Below are 24563 nucleotides of genomic sequence, written 5' to 3' on the forward strand. Positions count from 1 at the left end.
TGGGGATGACGGCTATATCAATGCTACAGGCTTGCCTTTATACTACCGCGCGATTGTTTAGAAACTGCCCAGTTCAAACTAAATGGGAAATCTCCAGTGAAGTTCGTAAAGTATTTATTGATCCTTGCAGTCTGTTGCATTCTGCTTGGAGCAGGCTCGATTTTTGGTTTGTACAAATATATTGAGCCGCAACTGCCTGATGTCGCTACGCTTCGTGACGTACGACTTCAGATCCCGATGCAGGTTTATAGCGCCGATGGCGAGCTGATTGCCCAGTACGGTGAAAAGCGCCGTATCCCGCTGACGCTGAATCAAATTCCGCCAGTCATGGTGAAAGCCTTTATTGCCACAGAAGACAGCCGCTTTTATGAGCACCACGGCGTTGACCCGGTGGGGATTTTCCGTGCTGCAAGCGTAGCGCTGTTCTCCGGCCATGCTTCGCAGGGGGCAAGTACCATCACCCAGCAGCTGGCGCGTAACTTCTTCCTGAGCCCTGAAAAAACGCTGATGCGTAAGGTTAAGGAAGTGTTCCTGGCGATCCGCATTGAGCAGTTGCTGAACAAAGATGAGATCCTTGAGCTTTACCTCAACAAGATCTATCTCGGCTACCGTGCCTATGGCGTGGGCGCGGCGGCGCAGGTCTATTTCGGTAAATCCATCGAGCAGCTCACCCTGAGTGAGATGGCCACCATCGCCGGTCTGCCGAAGGCGCCTTCCACCTTTAACCCGCTCTACTCGCTGGATCGCGCTACGGCGCGTCGCAACGTGGTGCTGTCGCGTATGCTGAGCGAGGGCTATATCAGCCAGACCCAGTACGATCAGGCGCGCAACGATGTGATTGACGCCAACTACCATGCCCCGGAAATTGCCTTCTCCGCGCCGTACCTCAGCGAGATGGTTCGTCAGGAGATGGTTTCCCGCTACGGCGAGCAGGCCTACGAAGATGGTTACCGCGTTTACACCACCATCAGCCGCAACGTCCAGCAGGGCGCGCAGCAGGCGGTGCGTAACAACGTGATTGATTACGATATGCGTCACGGCTACCGCGGTCCGTCAAACGTGCTGTGGAAAGTGGGTGAATCGGCGTGGAACAGCAAAAAAATCACCGATACCCTGAAGCCGCTTCCGGGCTACGGGCCGTTCGTGGCGGCGGTGGTGACCCAGGCCAATCCGCAGGAAGCCACGGCGATGCTCGCCGACGGCACTTCGGTGTCGCTGCGGATGGAAGGGGTGCGCTGGGCGCGTCCGTATCGCTCTGATACGCAGCAGGGCGTGACGCCGCGTAAAGTGACCGATGCGGTACAGGTAGGTCAGCAAATCTGGGTTCGCCAGGTGAACGACGCCTGGTGGCTGGGGCAGATCCCGGACGTTAACTCGGCGCTGGTCTCCATCGATCCGCATAACGGCGCGGTGCTCGCGCTGGTTGGCGGCTTCGACTTTAACCAGAGCAAATTTAACCGTGCCACTCAGGCGCTGCGTCAGGTCGGTTCCAATATCAAACCCTTCCTCTACACCGCGGCAATGGATAAGGGTCTGACCCTCGCCAGTATCCTCAATGACGTGCCGATCTCCCGCTGGGATGCCGGGGCCGGTTCCGACTGGCGTCCGAAAAACTCACCCGCAGAGTACGCCGGTCCGATTCGCCTGCGTCAGGGGCTGGGACAGTCGAAAAACGTGGTGATGGTGCGCGCCATGCGTGCCATGGGCGTCGATTATGCGGCGGAATATCTGCAGCGCTTCGGCTTCCCGGCGCAAAATATCGTGCATACCGAGTCGCTGGCGCTGGGCTCCGCCTCCTTTACCCCGCTGCAGGTCGCGCGCGGCTATGCGGTGATGGCCAACGGCGGCTTCCTGGTCGATCCGTTCTTCATCAGCAAAATCGAGAACGATCAGGGCGGTGTCCTGTTTGACGCCCGACCGAAAATCGCCTGCGCAGAGTGTGATATTCCGGTGATCTACGGTGACACGCCTAAGTCAGAGGCGCTGAACAACCAGGACATGGAAGATGTCGCGATTTCTCAGGAGCAGCAGAATGCGGCGGTGCCGATGCCGCAGCTCCAGCAGGCGAACCAGGCGCTGGTTGCCCAGACCGGTGCTCAGGAGTATGCCCCGCACGTGATTAACACCCCGCTGGCGTTCCTGATCAAAAGCGCGCTGAACAGCAACATCTTTGGTGAACCAGGCTGGCAGGGCACGGGCTGGCGTGCCGGTCGTGATTTGCAGCGCAAGGACATCGGCGGCAAAACCGGGACCACCAACAGCTCGAAAGATGCCTGGTTCTCGGGTTACGGTCCGGGTGCGGTAACGTCGGTGTGGATCGGCTTTGACGATCACCGTCGTGATTTAGGCCGTACCACGGCGTCCGGAGCGATTAAAGATCAGATTTCCGGTTACGAAGGCGGAGCCAAAAGCGCTCAGCCGGCGTGGGATGCCTTTATGAAAGTCGTTCTTGATGGCGTACCGGAACAGCCGCTCACGCCACCGCCGGGTATCGTCACGGTCAATATCGATCGCAGCAGCGGTCAGCTGGCTAACGGCGGTAACAGTCGTGAAGAGTATTTCATCGAAGGCACGCAGCCAACGCATCAGGTGGTGCATGAGGTGGGTACAACCTTGATTGATAACGGCGAAACGCAGGAGCTCTTCTGATACATCTTCCCCCTTTCCCTGTGGAGAGGGGGATTTTCCGCTACAGCCTTCCCTGTCCTTTCAGCCATTCACGCACCAGGAACAGCGCGCTTACGTTCCGGGCTTCGTTAAAATCAGGCTCTTCCAGCAGATCCATCAGATGCGCCAGCGGCCAGCGTACCTGCGGCAGCGGTTCCGGTTCATCCCCTTCCAGCGACTCAGGGTAGAGATCTTCCGCCAGCACGATATTCATTTTGCTGGAGAAATAAGACGGTGCCATGCTGAGCTTTTTCAGGAAAGTGAGCTCTTTCGCACCAAAACCGACCTCTTCTTTCAGCTCACGGTTTGCGGCTTCATAAACCGACTCGCCGGGATCGATAAGTCCCTTTGAAAAGCCCAGCTCGTAAGATTCCGTTCCCACCGCGTATTCGCGGATTAAAATCAGGTGCTCGTCGACAATAGGCACAATCATGACGGCTTCGCGCGTGGAGGGACGCATACGCTCGTAGACGCGGCGCACGCCGTTACTAAACTCCAGGTCCACGCTCTCAACGTTAAACAGGCGCGATTTGGCGACGGTTTCAACATTCAGGATGGTGGGCTTTTGTAAGGGTTTGCTCATTTTGACGGGTCTTTGCTGGGTGAACTGGCGTCATTGTGCGATATGCCGCACGGTTTCGGCAATGTCAATCGCGCTTTATTTACATTATTGCAACTTTATGAGATTCATTCCTCATTTCAAGTCAAAAGTCAATAGGTTGAAATTGTTCCAGGAATTTGCTGATATTCCGCCACGGTTGCCTTTGCTATCATCTGCGATCACTGGGATGCGCTTCAAATTGCTCAAGTTCAACGCCTTACATGCCGATAGCCAACCACAGACACGCATTCACTGTTAAGGTGCTACTGACTACACCTGTAAGAAAAAGTAAGATGGGGAAAGCATGAGCACCATTTTGATTGTCATCGCTGCTATGCTGGCCTGCGCATTCATTGCAGGGTGGTTGTACAGACGTCGGGCGCAGCATCGATATCGCCTGCCTTATCTCAATGCCTTTACCGGGGCGAGCACACGCAAACTCACCGCAGAAGAGCGCAGCGCGATCGAGCAATATCTCGAGTCGTTTAACCGTATCCAGCAGACACCTGCAACAGGTGCCAGCGCCGCGCCAGTATCGTTAAGCCTGAATGCCCAGAGCAATACCGTGCACAGCCTGACGCGCTCCATTACCCGCTACGGTATTACCACCGACGATCCCAATAAATGGCGCTACTACCTCGACTCCGTCGAAGTGCATCTGCCGCCGTTCTGGGAACAGTACATCAACGATGAAAACAGTGTTGAGCTGATCCACACCGACTCTATCCCGCTGGTGATTGCCCTGAACGGCCACTCCATCGCCGAGTATGTTCAGGAAGCCCCGCACCTGGCACTGGAACATGTCAGCTCAACCCAGGCCTCGATTCGTGGCGAAGAGACCGAGCAGATTGAGCTGCTGAACATTCGCCAGGAGACCCACGAAGAGTACGCTCTCAGTCGCCCGGACGGCATTCGTGAAGCGCTGCTGATTGTCGCCGCCTTCCTGCTGTTCTTCTTCTGCCTGATGAGCCCGGATGTCTTTGCCCCCTGGCTTGCCGGTGGCGGCGTGCTGCTGCTGGCGGCGGGCTTATGGGGACTCTTCGCCCCACCGGCGAAAAACGCCCTGCGTGAGATCCACTGCCTGCGCGGGACGCCAAAGCGCTGGGGTCTGTTTGGCGAGAACGATCAGGACCACGTCAATAATATCTCGATGGGCATTATTGACCTGATCTACCCGCGCCACTGGCAGCCGTGGCTGGCCCAGGATTTAGGGCAAAAGACCGACGTTGATATCTATCTGGACCGCCACGTGGTGCGCCAGGGGCGCTATTTATCCCTGCATGACGAGGTGAAGAACTTCCCGCTGCAGCACTGGCTGCGCAGCACGGTAATTGCGGTTGGCGCAGGGCTCGTACTGGCGATGCTTGTTCTCCTCGTGCCGCTGGATATGCCGATCAAATTTACCCTCTCATGGATCAAGGGCGCCCAGACCATCGAGGCAACCAGCGTCGATCAGCTTGAAAACGCCGGGGTGCGCATCGGTGATACCCTGCATCTGCAGGGCACCGGGATGTGTAATATCCACGCGGCGGGCAACTGGAACGCGCGCCAGAGCTCGCCTTTTGCACCTTTTGACTGCTCGCAGCTGATCTGGAATGACGCGGCCCCGCTGCCGCTGCCTGAATCGGATACCGTTAACAAAGCCACGGCGCTGACTCAGGCCCTGAGCCGCCAGCTCCATCCTAAACCGGAAGATGAGACGCGCGTCAGCCCGGCATTACGCTCCGCCATTCAGAAATCGGGCATGATCCTGCTGGATGATTTTGGCGATATCGTCCTGAAAACCCAGGATCTGTGCGCAGAGGCGGACGAATGCGTCAGGCTGAAGAACGCCCTGGTGAATCTCGGTAACAGCAAGGACTGGGAAGCGCTGGTCAAGCGCGCTACCGCTGGCCGTCTTGATGGCGTTAACGTCCTGCTGCGTCCGGTGAGCGCCGAGTCGCTGGAAAACCTGGTCGCCACCTCTACCGCGCCGTTCGTGATGCGCGAAACCTCCCGTGCCGCACAGGCCCTTAACAGCCCGGCGCCCGGCGGCTTTGTGATTGTCAGCGATGAGGGCAGCGATCTGGTCGATCAGCCTTATCCGCCGGTAGCGCTGTACGACTACCCGGCCCAGGAGCAGTGGGGTGAGTTTCAGCGGCTGGCGCAGATGCTGATGCGCACGCCGTTCAGCGCGGAAGGGATTGTGACCAACATCTTTACCGATGCCAACGGCACCCGCCATATCGAACTGCACCGCATACCGGATAGCGCCGCTTTATGGCGCTACATCGCCACCTCACTGCTGATGCTGGCGATGGTGCTGTGCATTATCTGGAACGGCGTGATGGCCCTGCGCCGCTACCAGCGCTCGCGCACCCGCCTGGCCGAGATCCAGCAGTACTACGAAAATTGCCTCAATCCGAAGCTGATCCCCACCCCTGAGAGCCTGATCGGATAACTTCTGTGCGCGACAAGATATGCTACCCTGTCGCGCACGTTTCTTCTGGCTGGAGTATTCCCCATGCATCTTGATATCGCCTGGCAGGACGTTGATACCGTCCTGCTGGATATGGACGGCACGCTGCTCGATCTCGCGTTTGATAACTACTTCTGGCAAAAACTGGTGCCGGAGACCTACGGCGAGCAGCAAGGGATCACCCCGCTGGAGGCGCAGGAATTCATACGCCAGCAATATACCGCCGTACAACATACGCTAAACTGGTACTGCCTGGACTACTGGAGCGAACGCCTCGGACTGGATATTTGCGCGATGACTACCGCTCAGGGCGTGCGCGCCGTACTGCGTGAAGATACTGTTCCCTTTCTGGACGCGCTCAAAGCCAGCGGTAAGCGGCGCATTCTGTTGACCAACGCGCACCCACATAATCTGGCGGTGAAGCTGGAACATACCGGACTGGGTTCACACCTTGATTTATTACTTTCCACCCACACATTTGGTTATCCGAAAGAGGATCAGCGACTGTGGCAGGCGGTGGCAGAAGAGACCGGCCTGCAGCCAGAGAGAACGTTGTTCATTGATGACAGCGAACCCATTCTGGATGCGGCGGCAAAATTTGGCATTCGTTATTGCCTTGGCGTGACCAATCCTGATTCTGGCCTGGCTGAAAAAAGCTATCTTCGCCATCCGGGGATGAACGACTATCGCCGGATGATCCCCTCACTCACCGTGAAGGAGAAGCCATGAAAGAGAAACCCTCCGAAGGGGTAAGACTGGATAAATGGCTGTGGGCTGCCCGCTTTTACAAAACGCGCGCCCTCGCCCGCGAAATGATTGAAGGCGGCAAGGTGCATTACAACGGGCAGCGCAGCAAACCGAGCAAGCTCGTGGAGCTGAACGCCACCCTGACGCTGCGTCAGGGCAATGACGAACGAACGGTGATCGTAAAAAACGTCACCGAACAGCGTCGCCCGGCAGCGGAAGCCAGCACCCTGTACGAAGAGACGGCAGAAAGCGTTGAAAAACGCGAGAAGATGGCCCAGGCGCGCAAGCTTAATGCCCTGACCATGCCGCATCCCGACAGGCGACCGGACAAGAAAGAGCGTCGCGATCTGATTAAATTTAAAAATGGCGAGAATGAGTGATTCTTGCCGAACGAGAGATGACTATGGCCCAACACGACCAATTACACCGCTATCTGTTTGAACAATTTGCCGTTCGCGGCGAGCTGGTTACGGTATCCGAAACCTGGAAACAGATCCTGGAAAACCACAACTATCCGCTGCCGGTTAAGACCGTGCTGGGTGAGCTGCTGGTCGCCACCAGCCTGCTGACTGCGACCCTGAAATTTGCCGGTGACATCACCGTGCAGCTGCAGGGTGATGGCCCGATGAGCCTGGCGGTGATCAACGGCAACAACCAGCAGCAGATGCGCGGCGTGGCGCGCGTTCAGGGCGACGTCCCGGAAAATGCCGATCTGAAAACGCTGGTCGGCAACGGCTATCTGGTGATCACCATCTCCCCGGAAGAGGGCGAGCGCTATCAGGGCGTTGTGGGTCTGGAGGGCGATACCCTGGCGGCCTGTCTGGAAGATTACTTCATGCGTTCCGAACAGCTGCCGACGCGCCTGTTTATCCGTACCGGCGAAGTCGATGGCCAGCCGGCGGCAGGCGGGATGCTGCTGCAGGTTCTGCCTGCACAGGACGCTCAGACCAATGATTTTGAGCACCTGGCGACCCTGACCGAAACCATCAAAGCCGAAGAGCTGCTCACCCTGCCGGCGAACGACGTGCTTTGGCGTCTGTACCACGAAGAAGAGGTGACCCTGTACGATCCGCAGGACGTTGAGTTCAAGTGCACCTGTTCCCGTGAACGCTGTGCGGGTGCCCTGAAAACGCTGCCGGATGAAGAGATCGACAGCATCCTGGCGGAAGATGGCGAGATCGACATGCACTGCGATTACTGTGGGTCTCACTACGTCTTCAACGCAATGGACATTGCCGAGATCCGCAACAACGCCTCTCCGGCCGATCCTCAGCTGCACTAAGCCCTGTCGTTAACTGCCCTCCTGTGGGGGCAGTTGACCTTCTTCCCTTTCCCGCTACTCTTTAATTTCATTCACTATTCCTCCTCCCCCTGCTGAATCGTTACCAGTCATGTAAGGCTTTCGTAATTTTCTTTCATGTATGCGCTTACATTCACATTCTCGTAGTTAAATTTACCGCCCATTAACCTTTTAAGAACATTTTCCCCAACCGAAAAGTGATTCCTGCCATAATCTGCTCCGCGAGTGACAGGAGTCACAGCGTTTTCCGTCATTAAGGGTTTTTGTCCAGATACGCAAATCTATGAGCCCGGTCGCGGTTAACATTCGAAGAAAAACCCTACAATTTCAGGCAGTATAAATTGGCTAAGGAGCAGTGATATGCGTGTTAATGGTTTAACCCCGCAAGATCTCATGGCTTATGGTATCAACGATGCTCAGGATATCGTCTACAACCCCGATTACGATACGCTGTATCAGGAAGAGCTCAATCCAGCGCTGGAAGGCTACGAGCGCGGGATCCTGACGACGACCGGCGCCATTGCTGTCGATACCGGTATCTTTACCGGTCGTTCGCCGAAGGATAAATACATTGTCCGTGACGACACCACCCGCGACACCCTGTGGTGGGCCGATCATGGCAAAGGGAAGAACGACAACAAAGCGATCTCCCCTGAAACCTGGCAGCACCTGAAGACCCTCGTCACCCAACAACTTTCCGGCAAGCGTCTGTTCATTATCGACGCTTACTGCGGCGCCAACGCCGACACCCGTCTTTCCGTTCGCTTTATCACCGAGGTGGCCTGGCAGGCGCATTTCGTGAAGAACATGTTCATTCGCCCCACCGAAGAAGAGCTGCAGAGCTTCGAGCCTGACTTTGTGGTGATGAACGGTGCGAAGTGCACCAACCCGAACTGGAAAGAGCAGGGGCTGAACTCCGAAAACTTTGTCGCCTTTAACCTGACGGAACGTATCCAGCTGATCGGCGGCACATGGTACGGCGGCGAAATGAAGAAAGGGATGTTCTCGGTGATGAACTACCTGCTGCCGTTGCAGGGCATTGCCTCCATGCACTGCTCGGCGAACGTCGGCGAGAAAGGCGATGTGGCGGTCTTCTTTGGCCTCTCCGGCACCGGTAAAACCACCCTCTCCACCGACCCGAAACGCCGCCTGATTGGCGACGACGAACACGGCTGGGACGATGACGGGGTGTTTAACTTTGAAGGCGGCTGCTACGCCAAGACCATTCGTCTGTCGGCAGAAGCGGAGCCGGATATCTTCCAGGCGATCCGCCGCGATGCGCTGCTGGAGAACGTGACGGTACGCGCCGACGGCTCGGTGGATTTTGACGATGCGTCAAAAACCGAAAACACCCGCGTCAGCTACCCGATCTACCACATCGACAACATCGTTAAGCCGGTCTCAAAAGCGGGCCACGCGACCAAGGTGATCTTCCTCACCGCCGACGCGTTTGGCGTGCTGCCGCCGGTTTCACGCCTGACCGCCAGCCAGACACAGTACCACTTCCTCTCCGGTTTTACCGCCAAGCTGGCCGGTACCGAGCGGGGTGTCACTGAGCCAACGCCAACCTTCTCCGCCTGCTTCGGCGCAGCCTTCCTGTCGCTGCACCCGACGCAGTACGCCGAAGTGCTGGTGAAACGCATGCAGGCCTCAGGCGCCCAGGCGTACCTGGTCAACACCGGCTGGAACGGCACCGGCAAGCGTATCTCTATCAAAGATACCCGCGCCATTATCGACGCCATTCTGAACGGTTCGCTGGATGATGCGGAAACCTTCACCCTGCCGATGTTCGATCTGGCGATCCCGACCGAACTGCCAGGCGTGGACAGCCACATCCTCGATCCGCGTAACACCTACGCGTCGCCGGAGCAGTGGCAGGAAAAAGCCACTCAGCTTGCGAAACTGTTCGTGGAAAACTTTGAGAAGTACACCGACACGCCAGCGGGTGCGGCGTTGGTTGTTGCAGGACCTAAGCTGTAGAGATTGTGCCGGGTGGCGCTGCGCTTACCCGTCCTACAAAAACCCTGAATGTAGGCCGGGTAAGGCGAAGCCGCCACCCGGCTTATTTTTTAGCTCTCTTTCACCTGCCTGCGCGGAAACGGAACCGGCAGCCACGCGCGGATACTCAACCCGCCCCGCTCGCTGGTGCCAATCTCCAGCAGACCGTTATGGTTATCCACGATACGCTGCACAATCGCCAGGCCTAAACCGGTGCCGCTGGTGCTGCGCGCGCTGTCGCCACGCACAAACGGCTGGAACAGATGTTTACGCTGTTCCGGTTTGATCCCCGGGCCGTCATCTTCCACCTGGAACCAGGCGCGATTCAGTTCGGAGCCACTGCTGACCTTGATCCAGCCGTTACCGTAGCGGGCGGCGTTGACCACCATATTCGCCACGGCGCGCTTGATGGAGAGCGGATGCATCCGCACGGTGATATCGCCCGGCTGCAGATCGGTTTCGATTTCACGCTCGTAGCCGCTCTCGGCCGCCACCACTTCGCCCAGCACCGCGTTAAGTTCCGCGATCTCCATCGGCATCTCCTGCCCGGTACGCAGGTAGTCGATGAACTGCTCGATAATGGCGTTGCACTCTTCGATGTCCTTGTTAATGGACTCCGCCAGGTAGCCGTCCTCCTCGCCCATCATTTCAGTGGCGAGGCGAATACGCGTCAGCGGGGTGCGCAGGTCGTGGCTGACCCCGGCCATCAACAGGGTACGGTCATCCGCCAGCTGCTTCACCCCGGCCGCCATATGGTTGAAGGCGCGGGTCACCGAACGCACTTCCGACGCGCCATACTCGCGCAGCGGAGGCGGAATAATCCCTTTACCGACCTGAAGCGCCGCGTGCTCCAGGTCGACCAGCGGTCGGTTCTGAATACGGATAAACAGCCACGCGCCGCCTATCGCCAGCAGCATGATCGCCAGGGTGTAACGGAACAGTGGCGAGAAGTCGCCCTGATGGATTTCGGTCAGCGGCACGCGCACCCAGATATTGGGTGACAGCCAGGTTTTCAGCCAGACGACCGGCGAGCTTTTGTTGACCTCAACGCGCACTTCCGTTGGGCCGCCCAGCTGCTGCGCCATCTGCTGGCTAAGGAATTCATAATGCTGAGCCCAGCGCAGGCCTGCGTCTTCCGCCGCTTCGTTAGAATAGAGCGATATCCCCAGCTCACGGTAGATCTCACGGCGAAATGCCGGAGGAACCACCAGCTGCGTGCCATCTTCCAGCTGCAGTTTATCGGTCATCAGCATACGGACTTCGTAGGCCAGGACCTTATTAAACTGCTGCAGGCTCGGCAGGATCGCAAAGTTCAGCACGACCAGATAGGTCGTCACCAGGCTGACAAACAGCAGGGTGACGATCAGTAACAGGGTGCGGGCAAACGAGCTACGCGGCGAGAAACGCATTCGCCTCATGCTTTAGAGCCGTCCGGGACAAACACGTAGCCCAGACCCCAGACGGTCTGGATATAGCGCGGGTGCGCCGGATCCTCTTCCACCATGCGGCGCAGGCGGGAGATCTGTACGTCGATGGAACGCTCCATCGCGGAATATTCACGGCCACGCGCCAGGTTCATCAGCTTATCGCGGGAGAGCGGCTCACGCGGATGGCTGACCAGGGCTTTCAGTACCGCGAACTCACCGCTGGTCAGCGGCATTGGCTCATCTTCACGGAACATCTCGCGGGTGCCGAGGTTCAGCTTGAACTTGCCGAAGGCAATCACCGCCTCTTCCTGGGACGGCGCGCCCGGCAGTTCGTTCGCCTGACGGCGCAGCACGGCACGGATACGGGCCAGCAGCTCGCGCGGGTTAAACGGTTTTGGAATGTAGTCGTCGGCGCCAATTTCCAGGCCCACGATACGGTCAACCTCTTCCCCTTTCGCCGTCACCATAATGATCGGCATCGGGTTGCTCTGGCTACGCAGACGACGGCAGATGGAAAGGCCATCCTCGCCCGGCAGCATCAGATCCAGCACCATCAGGTGGAAGGATTCGCGGGTCAGCAGGCGGTCCATCTGTTCGGCGTTGGCGACGCTACGAACCTGGAAGCCCTGCTCGGTCAGATAACGCTCAAGGAGCGCACGCAGGCGCATGTCGTCATCCACCACCAGAATCTTATAATTCTCTTGCATTGTCAGTACTCCCAAAGGTTCGGATAATCTTGAACAGCGTATTCTAAAAAAGTGCGCGTCCACGACCAGCTAATTCTGGTATAAATTCTAGTCGAAATTGTTACAAAGCATATTTAACAGCAGCTTATCTGTACATTCCGTCACATAACTCATTATTAATCCTGTCTGATAAGATAAGTGATACGTAATGTGCGCAAGGTAAGCAACCCTGTTGTAAGGCCAGAGAATGAAAACGCCCCTGATCACCCGCGAAGGGTATGAAAATCTGAAGAAAGAGCTGGACACCCTGTGGCGTGAAGAGCGCCCGGAGGTGACAAAAAAAGTGACCTGGGCAGCGAGCCTCGGCGACCGCAGTGAGAATGCCGACTACCAGTACAACAAGAAGCGACTGCGTGAAATCGACCGCCGGGTGCGTTATCTGACCAAATGCCTCGAGAACCTGAAAATCGTCGATTATTCCCCGCAGCAGGAGGGCAAGGTCTTCTTCGGCGCGTGGGTCGAGATCGAAAATGACGAGGGCGATCTCAAGCGCTTTCGTATTGTCGGCTACGATGAAATTTTTGGTCGTAAGGATTACATCTCCATCGATTCACCGATGGCCCGGGCGCTGCTGAAAAAAGAGGTGGGCGATCTGGCTGTCGTCCATACCCCGGCGGGTGAAGCCAGCTGGTACGTCAATGAAATCGAGTACGTAAAATAGTCCGAGAGCGCCCTCCACGACTGGCATTTTGCAGTGCCAGTCCGTATAACTATCCCCTGATTTTTCGACCCACAAGATGAAATAGCCATGATGAAAGATTCGCTCTGCCGCATTATTGCGGGTGAACTTCAGGCAAGGGCTGAACAGGTAGAAGCTGCCGTTCGCCTGCTTGATGAAGGGAACACCGTGCCGTTTATTGCACGTTATCGTAAGGAAGTGACTGGCGGTCTGGATGATACGCAGCTGCGTAACCTGGAGACCCGCCTCGGCTATCTCCGTGAACTGGAAGACAGGCGCCAGGCGATTCTGAAATCCATCGGCGAACAGGGCAAGCTGACCAGCGAACTGGAAGCAGCCATCAACGGCACCCTGAATAAAACCGAACTCGAAGATCTCTATCTGCCGTATAAACAAAAACGCCGCACCCGTGGACAGATCGCCATTGAAGCAGGCCTGGAGCCGCTGGCCGATCTGCTGTGGACGACGCCGTCCCACGACCCGGAAACCGAAGCCGCGAAGTTTATCGATGCCGATAAAGGCGTGGCCGACACCAAAGCCGCCCTCGATGGCGCCCGCTACATCCTGATGGAGCGCTTTGCCGAAGACGCTGCCCTGCTGGCAAAAGTGCGTGATTATCTGTGGAAGAACGCCCATATCGTCTCCACCGTGGTCAGCGGCAAAGAGGAAGAAGGGGCGAAATTCCGCGACTACTTCGATCACCATGAACCGATCTCAACCGTGCCGTCCCACCGCGCGCTGGCGATGTTCCGCGGTCGCAACGAGGGCATTCTGCAGCTCTCCCTGAACGCCGACCCGCAGTTTGACGAGCCGCCAAAAGAGAGCCACGGCGAGCAGATCATCATTGACCATCTCGGCCTGCGCCTGAACAACGCTCCGGCGGACAGCTGGCGCAAAGGCGTGGTGAGCTGGACCTGGCGTATCAAGGTGCTGATGCACCTCGAAACCGAACTGATGGGCACCGTGCGCGAACGCGCCGAAGACGAGGCGATCAATGTCTTTGCCCGTAACCTGCACGATCTGCTGATGGCTGCCCCGGCGGGCCTGCGCGCCACCATGGGCCTCGATCCGGGCCTGCGTACCGGCGTGAAGGTGGCCGTAGTGGATGGTACCGGCAAGCTGGTGGCTACCGATACCATCTATCCTCATACCGGTCAGGCAGCGAAAGCCGCGGTTGCCGTGGCGGCGCTGTGCGAGAAGCACAACGTTGAGCTGGTGGCGATCGGCAACGGCACCGCCTCCCGCGAAACCGAACGTTTCTTCCTCGATTTGCAAAAGCAGTTCCCGAAAGTGACGGCGCAAAAAGTGATTGTCAGCGAAGCGGGTGCGTCGGTGTACTCGGCGTCCGAGCTGGCAGCGCAGGAGTTCCCGGATCTGGACGTCTCCCTGCGCGGTGCGGTCTCTATCGCCCGCCGTCTGCAGGATCCGCTGGCGGAGCTGGTGAAGATCGACCCGAAATCCATCGGCGTGGGCCAGTACCAGCACGACGTCAGCCAGACGCAGCTGGCGCGTAAGCTGGATGCGGTGGTGGAAGACTGCGTAAACGCCGTTGGCGTTGACCTGAATACCGCCTCCGTCGCCCTGCTGACCCGCGTGGCGGGTTTAACCCGGATGATGGCGCAGAACATTGTTGCCTGGCGCGATGAGAACGGGCAGTTCCAGAACCGCCAGCAGCTGCTGAAGGTGAGCCGTCTGGGACCTAAAGCGTTCGAGCAGTGCGCGGGCTTCCTGCGTATCAACCACGGCGACAACCCGCTGGACGCCTCCACCGTTCACCCGGAAGCCTATCCGGTGGTGGAGCGCATTCTGGCGGCCACCCAGCAGGCGCTGAACGCGCTGATGGGTAACAGCAGCGAACTGCGTAACCTGAAAGCGGTCGACTTCACCGATGAGAAATTTGGTGTGCCGACGGTGTCCGACATCATCAAAGAGCTGGAGAAACCGGGTCGCGACCCGCGTCCGGAGTTCAAAACCGCGCAGTTTGCGGATGGCGTCGAGACGATGAACGACCTGCTGCCGGGTATGGTGCTGGAAGGCGCCGTCACCAACGTCACCAACTTCGGTGCGTTTGTGGATATCGGCGTTCATCAGGATGGCCTGGTGCACATCTCCTCTCTGGCCGACAAGTTCGTGCAGGATCCGCATACCGTGGTGAAAGCCGGCGACATCGTGAAGGTGAAAGTGCTGGAAGTGGATCTGCAGCGCAAGCGTATCGCCCTGACCATGCGTCTGGACGAGCAGCCTGGCGAGACCAACGCCCGTCGCGGCGGCGGAAACAGCGAGGCGCGCCAGCAGCGTCCGGCAGCGAAACCGCGCGGTCGTGAAGCACAGCCATCCGGTAACAGCGCGATGATGGATGCGCTGGCAGCGGCAATGGGTAAGAAGCGTTAATATTGGCAGTGCCCGGTGGCGCTTCGCTTACCGGGCCTGTAAAACCGTAGGCCGGGCAAGCGCTGTGCCGCCCGGCAAACAGAGCGCAGGAATTAAATAAATATGGAACCGATTGCATACCCATATTTAAACCGATAATTATCACTCTATTAACAATAAGTCTTTTTTTCTCTCACCAGCAGTCTTCGCAAATATTGAGCAAGGTCAATCCGGCTGCAAATTAATAGCGCCATGTACATTCCGTCACATATTTAGCATTGATGATAGAAACTATTCTCATTACCATTGTGCCTGTAGATTATTTAACCTTTCGTTAAGTAGGCACTATGCAATTCACTCCAGACAGCGCGTGGAAAATTACCGGTTTCACGCGCGAAATCAGCCCGGCCTATCGCCAGAAACTGCTCTCTTTAGGAATGCTTCCCGGCTCCTCTTTTAACGTTGTTCGCGTTGCCCCGCTGGGCGATCCGATCCATATCGAAACCCGACGTGTGAATCTGGTTCTGCGTAAGAAAGATCTCGCATTAATAGAAGTTGAAGCTCTGTCTCAATAAAACGCCAGCTTTCGTAGCGAGTCTAAAAGAATGAAAAAATTAACCATTGGCTTAATTGGCAATCCCAATTCCGGCAAGACCACCTTATTTAATCAGCTTACCGGCGCACGTCAGCGCGTCGGTAACTGGGCGGGCGTCACGGTCGAGCGTAAAGAGGGTTTGTTCACCACTACCGACAACCAGGTTACGCTCGTCGATCTGCCCGGCACCTACTCGTTAACCACTATTTCCTCCCAGACCTCGCTGGATGAGCAGATCGCCTGCCACTATATTCTGAGCGGCGACGCCGACCTGCTGATCAACGTGGTGGATGCCTCGAACCTCGAGCGCAATCTCTACCTGACGCTGCAGCTTCTCGAGCTGGGCATCCCCTGCGTGGTGGCGTTGAATATGCTCGATATTGCCGAGAAGCAGCAGATCCGCATCGACGTCGACGCCCTCTCTGCTCGCCTGGGTTGCCCGGTGGTGCCGCTGGTTTCTACACGCGCCCGCGGTATCGACGCCCTGAAGCTCGCCATTGACCGACACAGCCGTAACGCCGACGTGGAGCTGGTGCACTACCCCCAGCCGCTGCTGCGTGAAGCCGGGATCCTCGCTCAGGAAATGGCGCACAGCATGCCGTTAAAACAGCGCAACTGGCTCGGCCTGCAGATGCTGGAAGGCGATATCTACAGCCGCGCCTACGCCGGTGATGCCGCGCAACAGCTTGATGCGTCCCTGGCGCGCCTGAACGACGAACTGGACGATCCTGCCCTGCACATCGCCGATGCCCGCTATCAAAGCATCAATGCCATTTGCGACGTGGTCAGCAACGCCCTCACCGCCGAGCCAAGCCGCTTTACCCGGGCGATGGACAGGGTGATCCTCAACCGTTTCCTCGGCCTGCCGGTGTTTCTGCTGGTGATGTACGTGATGTTCCTGCTGGCCATCAACATTGGCGGCGCGCTGCAGCCGCTGTTTGACGTCGGCTCCGTGGCGATCTTCATTCACGGCATTCAGTGGCTGGGCTATACGCTGCACCTGCCGGAATGGCTGACCATTTTCCTCGCCCAGGGGCTGGGCGGCGGGATCAACACCGTCCTGCCGCTGGTGCCGCAGATCGGCATGATGTATCTGTTCCTCTCCTTCCTGGAGGACTCCGGTTACATGGCCCGCGCGGCCTTCGTGATGGATCGCCTGATGCAGGCTCTCGGCCTGCCGGGTAAATCCTTCGTGCCGCTGATCGTGGGCTTCGGCTGCAACGTGCCGTCGGTGATGGGCGCCCGCACGCTGGATGCGCCGCGCGAACGCCTGATGACCATCATGATGGCGCCATTTATGTCCTGCGGCGCGCGGCTGGCGATTTTTGCGGTCTTTGCCGCCGCCTTCTTCGGTCAGGAGGGGGCGCTGGCGGTCTTCTCGCTCTACGTGCTGGGCATCGTCATGGCGATCCTCACCGGCCTGATGCTCAAACACACCATCATGCGCGGGGAAGCCACGCCGTTCGTGATGGAGCTGCCGGTCTACCACGTTCCGCACCTGAAAAGCCTGCTGATCCAGACCTGGCAGCGCCTGAAAGGCTTTGTCCTGCGGGCGGGTAAAGTGATTGTGGTGGTGAGTATTTTCCTGAGCGCGCTGAACAGCTTTACCCTCAGCGGCCAGGCGGCGGATAACATTAACGACTCCGCGCTGGCCTCCGTCAGCCGCGTCATCACCCCGCTGTTCAAGCCGATTGGCGTGCACGAAGACAACTGGCAGGCCACCGTCGGGCTGTTCACCGGCGCGATGGCAAAAGAGGTGGTGGTCGGTACCCTGAACACCCTCTATACCGCTGAAAATATTCAGGAAGCGGAGTTTAACCCGGCCGATTTCCACCTCGGCGACGAACTGTTCAGCGCCGTGGATGAAACCTGGCAGAGCCTGAAAGAGACCTTCAGCCTGAGCGTGCTGGCGAACCCGATTGAAGCCAGCAAAGGCGACGGCGAGATGGCGACCGGCGCCATGGGCGTGATGAGCGAGAAATTCGGCAGCGCTTCGGCGGCCTACAGCTACCTGATCTTCGTTCTGCTCTACATTCCGTGCATCTCGGTGATGGGCGCCATCGCCCGCGAATCCAGCCGCGGCTGGATGGGCTTCTCCGTGCTGTGGGGGCTGAATATCGCCTACTCGCTGGCAACGGTCTACTACCAGACGGTCAATTTCAACCAGCATCCGCAGTACAGCCTGGCGTGTATCCTGGCGGTGGTGCTGTTTAACGTGCTGGTGATTGGCCTGTTGCGCCGGGCTCGCAGCCGCGTGGACGTCAATCTGCTGGTGAAAGGCAGGACCGCGGCGGCCTGCTGCGAAAGTCCGGCCAGCGACTGTCATTAGGAGGCGGCATGGCATCGTTAATTGAAGTGCGTGATTTGCTGGCGTTGCAGGGACGAATGGAGGCCACCCAGCTCAGCCAGATCCTGCATACTCCGCAGGCGATGATCGAGGCCATGCTGCAACGACTTGAGGCGATGGGCAAAGCGAAGCGCATTCAGGAGGATGCCGACGGCTGCTTAACCGGCAGCTGTAAAAGCTGCCCTGAAGGAAAAGCCTGCCTCAGGGAGTGGTGGGCGCTGCGTTAATCGTAATAAAGCCGGGCAGGGCTGCCCGGCTTCATCTGTTTATTTGTAGACTTCTGCGGTCGCGCGGATGTCTTTCTGATCTTTGTTGGCGCTGGTGACGACATAGTACTTACCGCCCAGCTCATCTGCTTTCTGTGAAAGCTCTTTTCTGGCATCCATTGGCGCAGTGGTGTCAGACGTAGAGACAGTACCAACCTTCGTCAAATTCATCTCTTTCACTTTATCTTTCTGGATCTCTTCTGCCGCCATCACGCCAAAAGAGAGTGATCCAATAACCAGAGAAGCAACAATACCTGTGACAAGTTTCATAGTTATGACTCCCAAAGAAGGATTGTAATTTTGATTATCGAAAGCGGGGCAACCGCAACGATATAGTGAGTATTGTTGCGGTACGTCACTTTTTCCAGGTGGAAAAGAAAATAATCAGTTTAAACGCTGACTTAGGGCCATCAACGCCGCGCAAAATTCAGCGGGGTGAGAGATAAAGGGCGCATGCGCCGCTTTGGCCAGGATCAGGGCTTCGCTCTGCGGCCACTGCGCATCCAGCAGCGGCACGATTTTGCGCGGTACCAGCCCGTCAAGATAACCATAAATACGCAGATGCGGCAGCGACAATGCCGCCAGCGGCTCCCGCAGATCGGCCGTTTTCAGGATCTCCAGCCCGCCGTTGAGTACGTTCACCTCAGGCATCGGCAGGGCGAGGACCGTGCTTTTCAGCAGACGCGCATCCTGCCGCGCGCTTTCGGTCCCCATGGTTTGCAGCGCAAGAAACCGCTCCACCGTGCGCTGAAAATCGTCGCTCAGCTGCTGCTGAAAACCGGCTAATACCTCAGGCTTAATGCCTGGCCACCCGTCGCGGGCGCTAAAACAGGGGGATGACGCTACCGTCACCAGCGCCTGGACGCGTTCCGGGTGGTCAAGGGCGATCTGGCTCGCCACCAGCCCGCCGAGGCTCCAGCCCAACCAGATCGCCTTATCCGGCGCCTGGGCCAATACCTGCTCCGCCATCTCCTCAAGCGACATCGCCCCAAAATCGCGGCTGCGGCCAAAGCCCGGCAGGTCCACCAGGTGCAGCGTAAATTGCGAGGCCAGTTCCTCACTGACGCAACGCCAGACTTCAGCATTCAGTCCCCATCCGTGCAGCAGCACAAGATGACAATTTCCTGTCCCAACGGTCTGCCACCAAAGCGTGTTCATCGATTACTGTTCTCTTTTTTCACAAGGAGGATGTCTATGCTAACAGTGCCCGGCTTGTGCTGGCTATGCCGGATGCCGCTTGCGCTCGGCCACTGGGGAGTCTGTTCCCTGTGCGAAAGAGGGATTGCGGCCCGGACGTGCTGTTGCCCCCAGTGCGGCTTACCGGCCTTCAACCCTCACCTGCCCTGCGGACGCTGCCTGCGCAAGCCGCCGCCGTGGCAGGCCCTGGTGGCGGTGTGTGGCTATACACCGCCGGTGAGCCCGCTGGTGCATCAGTTCAAATTTTCCCGCCGCACCCAGCTGGCACAGCCGCTGGCTAGACTGTTACTGCTGGCGCTGTTGCTTGCCAGACGCAGCCGGGCTTTGCCGCGTGTCGATATGATGGTCTGCGTGCCGCTCTGGTCCCGGCGCCACTGGCGGCGCGGGTTTAACCAGAGCGATCTGCTCTGTCGTCCGCTGGCCCGCTGGCTGAACTGCCGCTATGTTCCCGATGCCATTCGCCGTATCCGCGCCACTCCGGCGCAGCATCAGCTCAGCGCGAGATTACGTAAACGCAACCTGCAGCACGCTTTTGCGCTTGAATTACCGGTGGCGGGACGCCATATCGCTCTGGTGGATGATGTCGTGACAACAGGCGCTACCGTCGCGGAACTCTCCCGCCTGCTTTTGCGAAGCGGCGCGGCGTCGGTTCAGGTATGGTGTCTGTGTCGAACCTTGTAGCGCCCTCTGGTTGGGCGTATTATACCCAGGTAATTTAGTCAACTATTAGGCCAATGCTATGATCCGTATTTCCGATGCTGCACAAGCGCACTTTGCCAAACTGCTGGCAAATCAGGAAGAAGGGACCCAGATCCGCGTATTCGTGATCAACCCGGGCACCCCGAATGCAGAATGCGGCGTCTCTTATTGCCCACCGGATGCTGTGGAAGCAACTGACACCGCCCTGAAGTTTGAGCAACTCACTGCCTATGTCGATGAGCTGAGCTCACCGTATCTGGAAGATGCGGAAATTGATTTTGTAACCGACCAGTTGGGTTCACAGTTAACGCTGAAAGCGCCAAACGCCAAAATGCGTAAAGTGACCGACGATGCCCCGCTGATGGAGCGCGTTGAGTACCTGCTGCAGTCCCAGATTAACCCGCAGCTGGCTGGCCACGGTGGTCGCGTCTCCCTGATGGAGATCACCGAAGACGGTCTGGCCATTCTGCAGTTTGGCGGCGGCTGTAACGGCTGTTCCATGGTCGACGTCACCCTGAAAGAAGGGATCGAGAAGCAGCTGCTGAACGAGTTCCCGGAGCTGAAAGGCGTACGCGATCTGACAGAACACCAGCGCGGCGAACACTCTTACTATTAAGTTTCCGCTATCTGTTGCCCGGCGCTAAACGCTGCCGGGCAAACTCCCCTGCTTTCCCTGCCTCATAACATGACCTGCGTCTCAGAATTCACATTTTGACCGCCAGGGTCATTCTCAAGCCGCACATGTTACCCGTATCATTCTCGTGGGCACTAAAACAGCTTTACGCCGACCGACTAAACTTAAGATTTAGAAGGCAGCCAGCCTGTGTGCCATCAGTTAGCCGTTCCCAGTTGGGGCAACATTAATATGTCGTTGAAACAATGACGTTACCCATAACAATTTTAAGGCCAGATAATCATGCCATTAGTCATCGTCGCTATCGGTGTAATCCTGTTACTGCTCTTGATGATCCGTTTCAAAATGAACGGTTTTATCGCCCTTGTTCTGGTGGCACTTGCTGTCGGCCTGATGCAGGGTATGCCGCTGGTAAAAGTTATCAGCTCCATTAAAGCTGGGGTGGGCGGTACGCTCGGTAGCCTGGCGCTGATCATGGGCTTCGGCGCCATGCTCGGTAAAATGCTGGCTGACTGCGGTGGCGCACAGCGCATCGCGACCACGCTGATTGCCAAATTCGGCAAAAATAACATTCAGTGGGCGGTGGTTTTAACCGGCTTCACCGTGGGTTTCGCCCTGTTCTACGAAGTGGGCTTCGTGCTGATGCTGCCGCTGGTGTTTACCATCGCCGCGTCTGCCAGCATCCCGCTGCTGTATGTGGGCGTACCGATGGCCGCTGCGCTGTCCGTAACCCACGGCTTCCTGCCGCCGCACCCGGGCCCAACCGCTATCGCCACCATCTTCCATGCGGACATGGGTAAAACCCTGCTGTTCGGTACCATCCTTGCGATCCCGACAGTTATTCTGGCCGGCCCGGTCTTTGCCCGCTGCCTGAAAGGTATCGACAAGCCGATCCCGGAAGGTCTGTACAGCGCGAAAACCTTTACCGAAGCCGAGATGCCAAGCTTTGCGGTCAGCGTCTGGACCTCTCTGGTACCGGTCGTGCTGATGGCTATGCGTGCCGTCTGCGAGATGATCCTGCCGAAAGGCCATCCGGTTCTGGGCGTCGCCGAGTTCCTGGGTGACCCGGTGATGGCAACCCTGATTGCCGTTCTGATTGCGCTGTTCACCTTCGGTCTGAACCGTGGCCGTTCCATGGACCAGATCAACGACACCCTGAGCTCTTCGATCAAAATCATCGCCATGATGCTGCTGATCATCGGTGGTGGCGGTGCGTTCAAACAGGTTCTGGTTGATAGCGGCGTGGACAAGTACATCGCTTCCATGATGCATGAAACCAACATCTCCCCCATCCTGATGGCATGGTCTATCGCGGCGGTCCTGCGTATCGCGCTGGGTTCCGCAACCGTTGCGGCTATCACCGCGGGTGGTATCGTTGCTCCGCTGATTGCGACCACCGGCGTTAGCCCTGAGCTGATGGTTATCGCGGTCGGTTCCGGTAGCGTGATTTTCTCCCACGTAAACGATCCGGGCTTCTGGCTGTTCAAGGAGTACTTCAACCTGACCATCGGTGAGACCATCAAATCCTGGTCCATGCTGGAAACCATCATCTCGGTTTGCGGGCTGATCGGGTGTCTGCTGCTGGGTATGGTTGTCTGATGTGACATTGCCGGGTGGCGGCTACGCCTTACCCGGCCTACAAAACTGAACCGGTGAACGTGCGACAATTATCCGCCTAATCCCCGTAGGCCCGGTAAGCGCAGCGCCACCGGGCAATAAAAAACCCGCCATCTGGCGGGTTTTTGTTTTACTTCTTCGCAGCCGCTTTTCGCCGCTTGTCCAGGTCCTTAATCAGCTTGTTCACCCCTTCGTCAGCAAACATCGCTTCAAGCGAGGTGGACAACTTACGCCGCCAGTTTTTGTACTGGTAGCTGGTGCCCGGAATGTTCACCGGCTCCGCCATATCGATCCAGTCTTCCGGCTGTAGCCCTAACAGGGCGCTGTTACTGTCGGCGATGTAACGCTGCAGGCCGCGGTTAAGCGTGGCGGTCATCGACATCATCGACGCCTTATGCCCGGTGCGTTTCGGCAGGCAACCGTGCGCGTGCAGCGCATCCAGCAAACCCTGCTTCGACAGCTCGCGATCCTGGTACAGGCCGCGCAGCATCACGTCGTCAGGGTAGAGACCCAGCGTCTTGCCCAGGGTAAGGTCACCGCTGTCCCACCAGCCCCGAAGCGTAGGAAGGTCATGCGTCGTCGCGACTGCCATTGATTGTTCTGGATACGCCTCCGGCGCGCGGAAGTTCTTCTCAAGGTCGTTTTCAAAATAGAGCACTTTGTAGGAGTAAACGCCGCTGTCACGCAGCTTGCTGACGATTTCCACCGGCACGGTGCCGAGATCTTCGCCAATCACCATGCAGTTGTGGCGCTTACTCTCGAGGGCAAGGATAGAGAGCAGATCGTCCACCGGATAATGCACATAGGCCCCGTGGTCGGCGGTTTCGCCATATGGGATCCACCACAGACGCAGGACCGACATCACGTGGTCGATACGCAGCGCGCCGCAGTTCTGCATGTTGGCGCGCAGCAGCTCGATAAAGGGCTCATAGGCGCGGGCCGCAATCACATGGGGATCCATCGGCGGCAGGCCCCAGTTCTGACCCAGCGGGCCAAGAATATCCGGCGGCGCACCGACAGACGCTTTCAGGCAGTAGAGCTCGCGATCGCACCAGGTCTCCGCCCCGCCCTCGGCCACGCCCACCGCCAGGTCGCGGTAAAGACCAATCGGCATGTCGTAGCCCTGGCTCTCCTGCCAGCAGGCCGCAAACTGGCTGTAAGCCAGCCACTGCAACCAGAGGTAGAAATCGACCTCTTCGGCATGCTCTTCGCAAAACGCTTTCACCGCAGGGGAATTGACGGACTGATACTGCTCAGGCCAGACCGGCCAGCCCCAGCGCATTTCGTCCTCTTTCACCTGATACGCATGCAGCGCGTCAAACGCCGCCTGCCAGTAGAGGCTCTCCCCTTCCCGGGTAACAAACTCGCGGAACGCCGCCATCTGGTCGTCCTCACGCTGCGCAAAGCCTTTCCACGCCATGCGCAGGGCGGCCATCTTCAGCGCGGTGACGCTGGCGTAATCCACCCACTCGGCATCGCGGGCGCGCTGCAGCGCCTGACGGGTGGTCTCCATGCCCCACCACGCCTGGGCCTCGTCGCTGTTGCGGAAATCTTCAACGGCGTTCACGTCGATGTAAATCACGTTCAGCCAGCGACGGGACGACGGGCTGTACGGGCTGGCGCTCTCCGGGTTGGCCGGATAGAGCGCGTGAATAGGGTTGAGGCCGATAAAGGCCCCGCTGCGCTTGCCGACATCGGTCAGCATCTTTTTCAGATCGCCGAAATCGCCGATCCCCCAGTTAGCCTCAGAGCGCAGGGTGTAGAGCTGCACGCAGGCGCCCCACAGCTTCTTGCCCTCTTTCAGCGCCTGCGGCTCGTAGCAGCGTTTTGGCGCCACAATCACCCGACAGTGCCAGCGACTGCCGTCCTGGGTCAGCGTCAGGGTGTGGTAGCCCTCCGGCAGTTTTGCCGGAAGGTTGAGTTTTTTACCGCCCGTGGCATGGCCTTTGTGCTGATGCCCCTCTTCAGTGGTCAGCAGCCAGCTAAATTCGCCGCTGCCTTCGAGGGTCAGCGGCATCTTTTTCCCGGTGGTGTAGACCATCACGTTCGGGACGGGAGTCACCGCCGCTTTCGCGACGGGTTTGGCTTTATGCATGGCATCCAGCAAACGTCTCTTGGTTTCAGCACCAATAGACTGCGGTTTACCATGAGCATTGATGTAGCTGGGGCTGATCCCCGCCGCCAGCGCGGCATTATCGAGACGTTTACTTTCCAT

20 protein-coding genes are annotated in these 24563 nt (G+C 57.9%); 14 read left to right on the forward strand and 6 right to left on the reverse strand.

Annotated features, from left to right (window positions below; translation table 11 throughout):
- Nucleotides 1-96: 96 nt before the first annotated feature.
- Entirely contained in the window at nucleotides 97-2649 is a 2553-nt protein-coding gene (gene mrcA / locus FHN83_RS09850) for a peptidoglycan glycosyltransferase/peptidoglycan DD-transpeptidase MrcA (protein WP_039031518.1), read from the forward strand.
- A gap of 40 nt (nucleotides 2650-2689) precedes the next feature.
- Here mrcA and nudE read toward each other — a convergent pair whose 3' ends face one another.
- Nucleotides 2690-3250 carry an ADP compounds hydrolase NudE gene (gene nudE, locus FHN83_RS09855; RefSeq protein WP_039031517.1) on the reverse strand — a complete coding sequence of 187 codons (561 nt, stop codon included), beginning with the start codon at nucleotides 3248-3250 and terminating at the stop codon, nucleotides 2690-2692.
- A gap of 322 nt (nucleotides 3251-3572) precedes the next feature.
- Between nudE and FHN83_RS09860 the strand changes: the two genes are divergently transcribed.
- From FHN83_RS09860 to pckA, 5 genes are all read left to right on the forward strand, one after another.
- Nucleotides 3573-5708, forward strand: coding sequence for an intracellular growth attenuator family protein (locus FHN83_RS09860; RefSeq protein WP_138370766.1), 2136 nt, complete (start codon nucleotides 3573-3575; stop codon nucleotides 5706-5708).
- Between the two features lie 63 nt (nucleotides 5709-5771).
- Complete coding sequence (yrfG, locus tag FHN83_RS09865) at nucleotides 5772-6455, forward strand: GMP/IMP nucleotidase (RefSeq protein ID WP_139563747.1); 684 nt, start codon at nucleotides 5772-5774, stop codon at nucleotides 6453-6455.
- Nucleotides 6452-6853, forward strand: a complete 402-nt coding sequence (hslR, locus tag FHN83_RS09870; protein WP_039031514.1) for a ribosome-associated heat shock protein Hsp15 — start codon at nucleotides 6452-6454, stop codon at nucleotides 6851-6853. Before yrfG ends, hslR begins: the two co-directional genes overlap by 4 nt.
- Nucleotides 6854-6876: 23 nt before the next feature.
- Nucleotides 6877-7755, forward strand: a complete 879-nt coding sequence (gene hslO / locus FHN83_RS09875) for an Hsp33 family molecular chaperone HslO (protein WP_039031513.1) — start codon at nucleotides 6877-6879, stop codon at nucleotides 7753-7755.
- A gap of 378 nt (nucleotides 7756-8133) precedes the next feature.
- Nucleotides 8134-9753, forward strand: a complete 1620-nt coding sequence (pckA, locus tag FHN83_RS09880) for a phosphoenolpyruvate carboxykinase (ATP) (RefSeq protein ID WP_139563748.1) — start codon at nucleotides 8134-8136, stop codon at nucleotides 9751-9753.
- An 89-nt stretch (nucleotides 9754-9842) separates the two neighbouring features.
- Here pckA and envZ read toward each other — a convergent pair whose 3' ends face one another.
- Nucleotides 9843-11189, reverse strand: coding sequence for a two-component system sensor histidine kinase EnvZ (envZ, locus tag FHN83_RS09890; RefSeq protein ID WP_039031511.1), 1347 nt, complete (start codon nucleotides 11187-11189; stop codon nucleotides 9843-9845).
- Nucleotides 11186-11905 carry a two-component system response regulator OmpR gene (gene ompR / locus FHN83_RS09895; protein ID WP_001157751.1) on the reverse strand — a complete coding sequence of 240 codons (720 nt, stop codon included), beginning with the start codon at nucleotides 11903-11905 and terminating at the stop codon, nucleotides 11186-11188. The genes envZ and ompR overlap by 4 nt, the downstream gene beginning before the upstream one ends.
- 226 nt (nucleotides 11906-12131) lie before the next feature.
- Here ompR and greB point away from each other — a divergent pair, with 226 nt between their 5' ends.
- The 5 genes from greB to feoC all read left to right on the forward strand — a co-directional run bounded on the left by greB (nucleotide 12132) and on the right by feoC (nucleotide 18162).
- Complete coding sequence (gene greB / locus FHN83_RS09900) at nucleotides 12132-12605, forward strand: transcription elongation factor GreB (RefSeq protein WP_139563749.1); 474 nt, start codon at nucleotides 12132-12134, stop codon at nucleotides 12603-12605.
- 87 nt (nucleotides 12606-12692) lie between these two features.
- Complete coding sequence (locus FHN83_RS09905; RefSeq protein ID WP_039031509.1) at nucleotides 12693-15014, forward strand: Tex family protein; 2322 nt, start codon at nucleotides 12693-12695, stop codon at nucleotides 15012-15014.
- Between the two features lie 326 nt (nucleotides 15015-15340).
- Nucleotides 15341-15568, forward strand: a complete 228-nt coding sequence (gene feoA / locus FHN83_RS09910) for a ferrous iron transporter A (protein ID WP_039031508.1) — start codon at nucleotides 15341-15343, stop codon at nucleotides 15566-15568.
- 30 nt (nucleotides 15569-15598) lie between these two features.
- Complete coding sequence (gene feoB / locus FHN83_RS09915; RefSeq protein WP_139563750.1) at nucleotides 15599-17917, forward strand: Fe(2+) transporter permease subunit FeoB; 2319 nt, start codon at nucleotides 15599-15601, stop codon at nucleotides 17915-17917.
- Between the two features lie 8 nt (nucleotides 17918-17925).
- Nucleotides 17926-18162, forward strand: coding sequence for a [Fe-S]-dependent transcriptional repressor FeoC (feoC, locus tag FHN83_RS09920; RefSeq protein WP_138370760.1), 237 nt, complete (start codon nucleotides 17926-17928; stop codon nucleotides 18160-18162).
- A 39-nt stretch (nucleotides 18163-18201) separates the two neighbouring features.
- Here feoC and FHN83_RS09925 read toward each other — a convergent pair whose 3' ends face one another.
- Both FHN83_RS09925 and bioH read right to left on the reverse strand, forming a co-directional pair.
- Nucleotides 18202-18471, reverse strand: coding sequence for a YdgH/BhsA/McbA-like domain containing protein (locus FHN83_RS09925; RefSeq protein WP_039031505.1), 270 nt, complete (start codon nucleotides 18469-18471; stop codon nucleotides 18202-18204).
- 114 nt (nucleotides 18472-18585) lie between these two features.
- Complete coding sequence (bioH, locus tag FHN83_RS09930; protein WP_139563751.1) at nucleotides 18586-19359, reverse strand: pimeloyl-ACP methyl ester esterase BioH; 774 nt, start codon at nucleotides 19357-19359, stop codon at nucleotides 18586-18588.
- A gap of 36 nt (nucleotides 19360-19395) precedes the next feature.
- Here bioH and gntX point away from each other — a divergent pair, with 36 nt between their 5' ends.
- The 3 genes from gntX (at nucleotide 19396) to gntT (ending at nucleotide 22330) form a co-directional block, all read left to right on the forward strand.
- Nucleotides 19396-20079 carry a DNA utilization protein GntX gene (gene gntX, locus FHN83_RS09935; RefSeq protein ID WP_139563752.1) on the forward strand — a complete coding sequence of 228 codons (684 nt, stop codon included), beginning with the start codon at nucleotides 19396-19398 and terminating at the stop codon, nucleotides 20077-20079.
- Between the two features lie 58 nt (nucleotides 20080-20137).
- Complete coding sequence (gene nfuA, locus FHN83_RS09940; protein WP_039031502.1) at nucleotides 20138-20713, forward strand: Fe-S biogenesis protein NfuA; 576 nt, start codon at nucleotides 20138-20140, stop codon at nucleotides 20711-20713.
- Nucleotides 20714-21013: 300 nt separating this feature from the next.
- On the forward strand, nucleotides 21014-22330 hold the full coding sequence (gene gntT / locus FHN83_RS09945) for a gluconate transporter (protein ID WP_039031501.1): 1317 nt from the start codon (nucleotides 21014-21016) through the stop codon (nucleotides 22328-22330).
- 148 nt (nucleotides 22331-22478) lie between these two features.
- On the opposite strand, the gene malQ is transcribed toward gntT, so the two are convergent.
- Nucleotides 22479-24563, reverse strand: a complete 2085-nt coding sequence (gene malQ / locus FHN83_RS09950; protein WP_139563753.1) for a 4-alpha-glucanotransferase — start codon at nucleotides 24561-24563, stop codon at nucleotides 22479-22481.

The organism is Leclercia adecarboxylata, from assembly GCF_006171285.1.
Taxonomy (GTDB): Bacteria; Pseudomonadota; Gammaproteobacteria; order Enterobacterales; family Enterobacteriaceae; genus Enterobacter; species Enterobacter barmai.

What these genes read in the sequence shown, in the direction of transcription:
- ompR (WP_001157751.1), bottom strand. Translation starts at nt 11,905, where the DNA reads ATGCAAGAGAATTATAAGATTCTGGTGGTGGATGACGACATGCGCCTG.
- nfuA (WP_039031502.1), top strand. Translation starts at nt 20,138, where the DNA reads ATGATCCGTATTTCCGATGCTGCACAAGCGCACTTTGCCAAACTGCTG.
- feoB (WP_139563750.1), top strand. Translation starts at nt 15,599, where the DNA reads ATGAAAAAATTAACCATTGGCTTAATTGGCAATCCCAATTCCGGCAAG.
- yrfG (WP_139563747.1), top strand. Translation starts at nt 5,772, where the DNA reads ATGCATCTTGATATCGCCTGGCAGGACGTTGATACCGTCCTGCTGGAT.
- envZ (WP_039031511.1), bottom strand. Translation starts at nt 11,189, where the DNA reads ATGAGGCGAATGCGTTTCTCGCCGCGTAGCTCGTTTGCCCGCACCCTG.
- hslR (WP_039031514.1), top strand. Translation starts at nt 6,452, where the DNA reads ATGAAAGAGAAACCCTCCGAAGGGGTAAGACTGGATAAATGGCTGTGG.
- nudE (WP_039031517.1), bottom strand. Translation starts at nt 3,250, where the DNA reads ATGAGCAAACCCTTACAAAAGCCCACCATCCTGAATGTTGAAACCGTC.
- feoA (WP_039031508.1), top strand. Translation starts at nt 15,341, where the DNA reads ATGCAATTCACTCCAGACAGCGCGTGGAAAATTACCGGTTTCACGCGC.
- pckA (WP_139563748.1), top strand. Translation starts at nt 8,134, where the DNA reads ATGCGTGTTAATGGTTTAACCCCGCAAGATCTCATGGCTTATGGTATC.
- feoC (WP_138370760.1), top strand. Translation starts at nt 17,926, where the DNA reads ATGGCATCGTTAATTGAAGTGCGTGATTTGCTGGCGTTGCAGGGACGA.
- bioH (WP_139563751.1), bottom strand. Translation starts at nt 19,359, where the DNA reads ATGAACACGCTTTGGTGGCAGACCGTTGGGACAGGAAATTGTCATCTT.
- greB (WP_139563749.1), top strand. Translation starts at nt 12,132, where the DNA reads ATGAAAACGCCCCTGATCACCCGCGAAGGGTATGAAAATCTGAAGAAA.
- FHN83_RS09860 (WP_138370766.1), top strand. Translation starts at nt 3,573, where the DNA reads ATGAGCACCATTTTGATTGTCATCGCTGCTATGCTGGCCTGCGCATTC.
- FHN83_RS09925 (WP_039031505.1), bottom strand. Translation starts at nt 18,471, where the DNA reads ATGAAACTTGTCACAGGTATTGTTGCTTCTCTGGTTATTGGATCACTC.
- hslO (WP_039031513.1), top strand. Translation starts at nt 6,877, where the DNA reads ATGGCCCAACACGACCAATTACACCGCTATCTGTTTGAACAATTTGCC.
- gntX (WP_139563752.1), top strand. Translation starts at nt 19,396, where the DNA reads ATGCTAACAGTGCCCGGCTTGTGCTGGCTATGCCGGATGCCGCTTGCG.
- gntT (WP_039031501.1), top strand. Translation starts at nt 21,014, where the DNA reads ATGCCATTAGTCATCGTCGCTATCGGTGTAATCCTGTTACTGCTCTTG.
- FHN83_RS09905 (WP_039031509.1), top strand. Translation starts at nt 12,693, where the DNA reads ATGATGAAAGATTCGCTCTGCCGCATTATTGCGGGTGAACTTCAGGCA.
- malQ (WP_139563753.1), bottom strand. Translation starts at nt 24,563, where the DNA reads ATGGAAAGTAAACGTCTCGATAATGCCGCGCTGGCGGCGGGGATCAGC.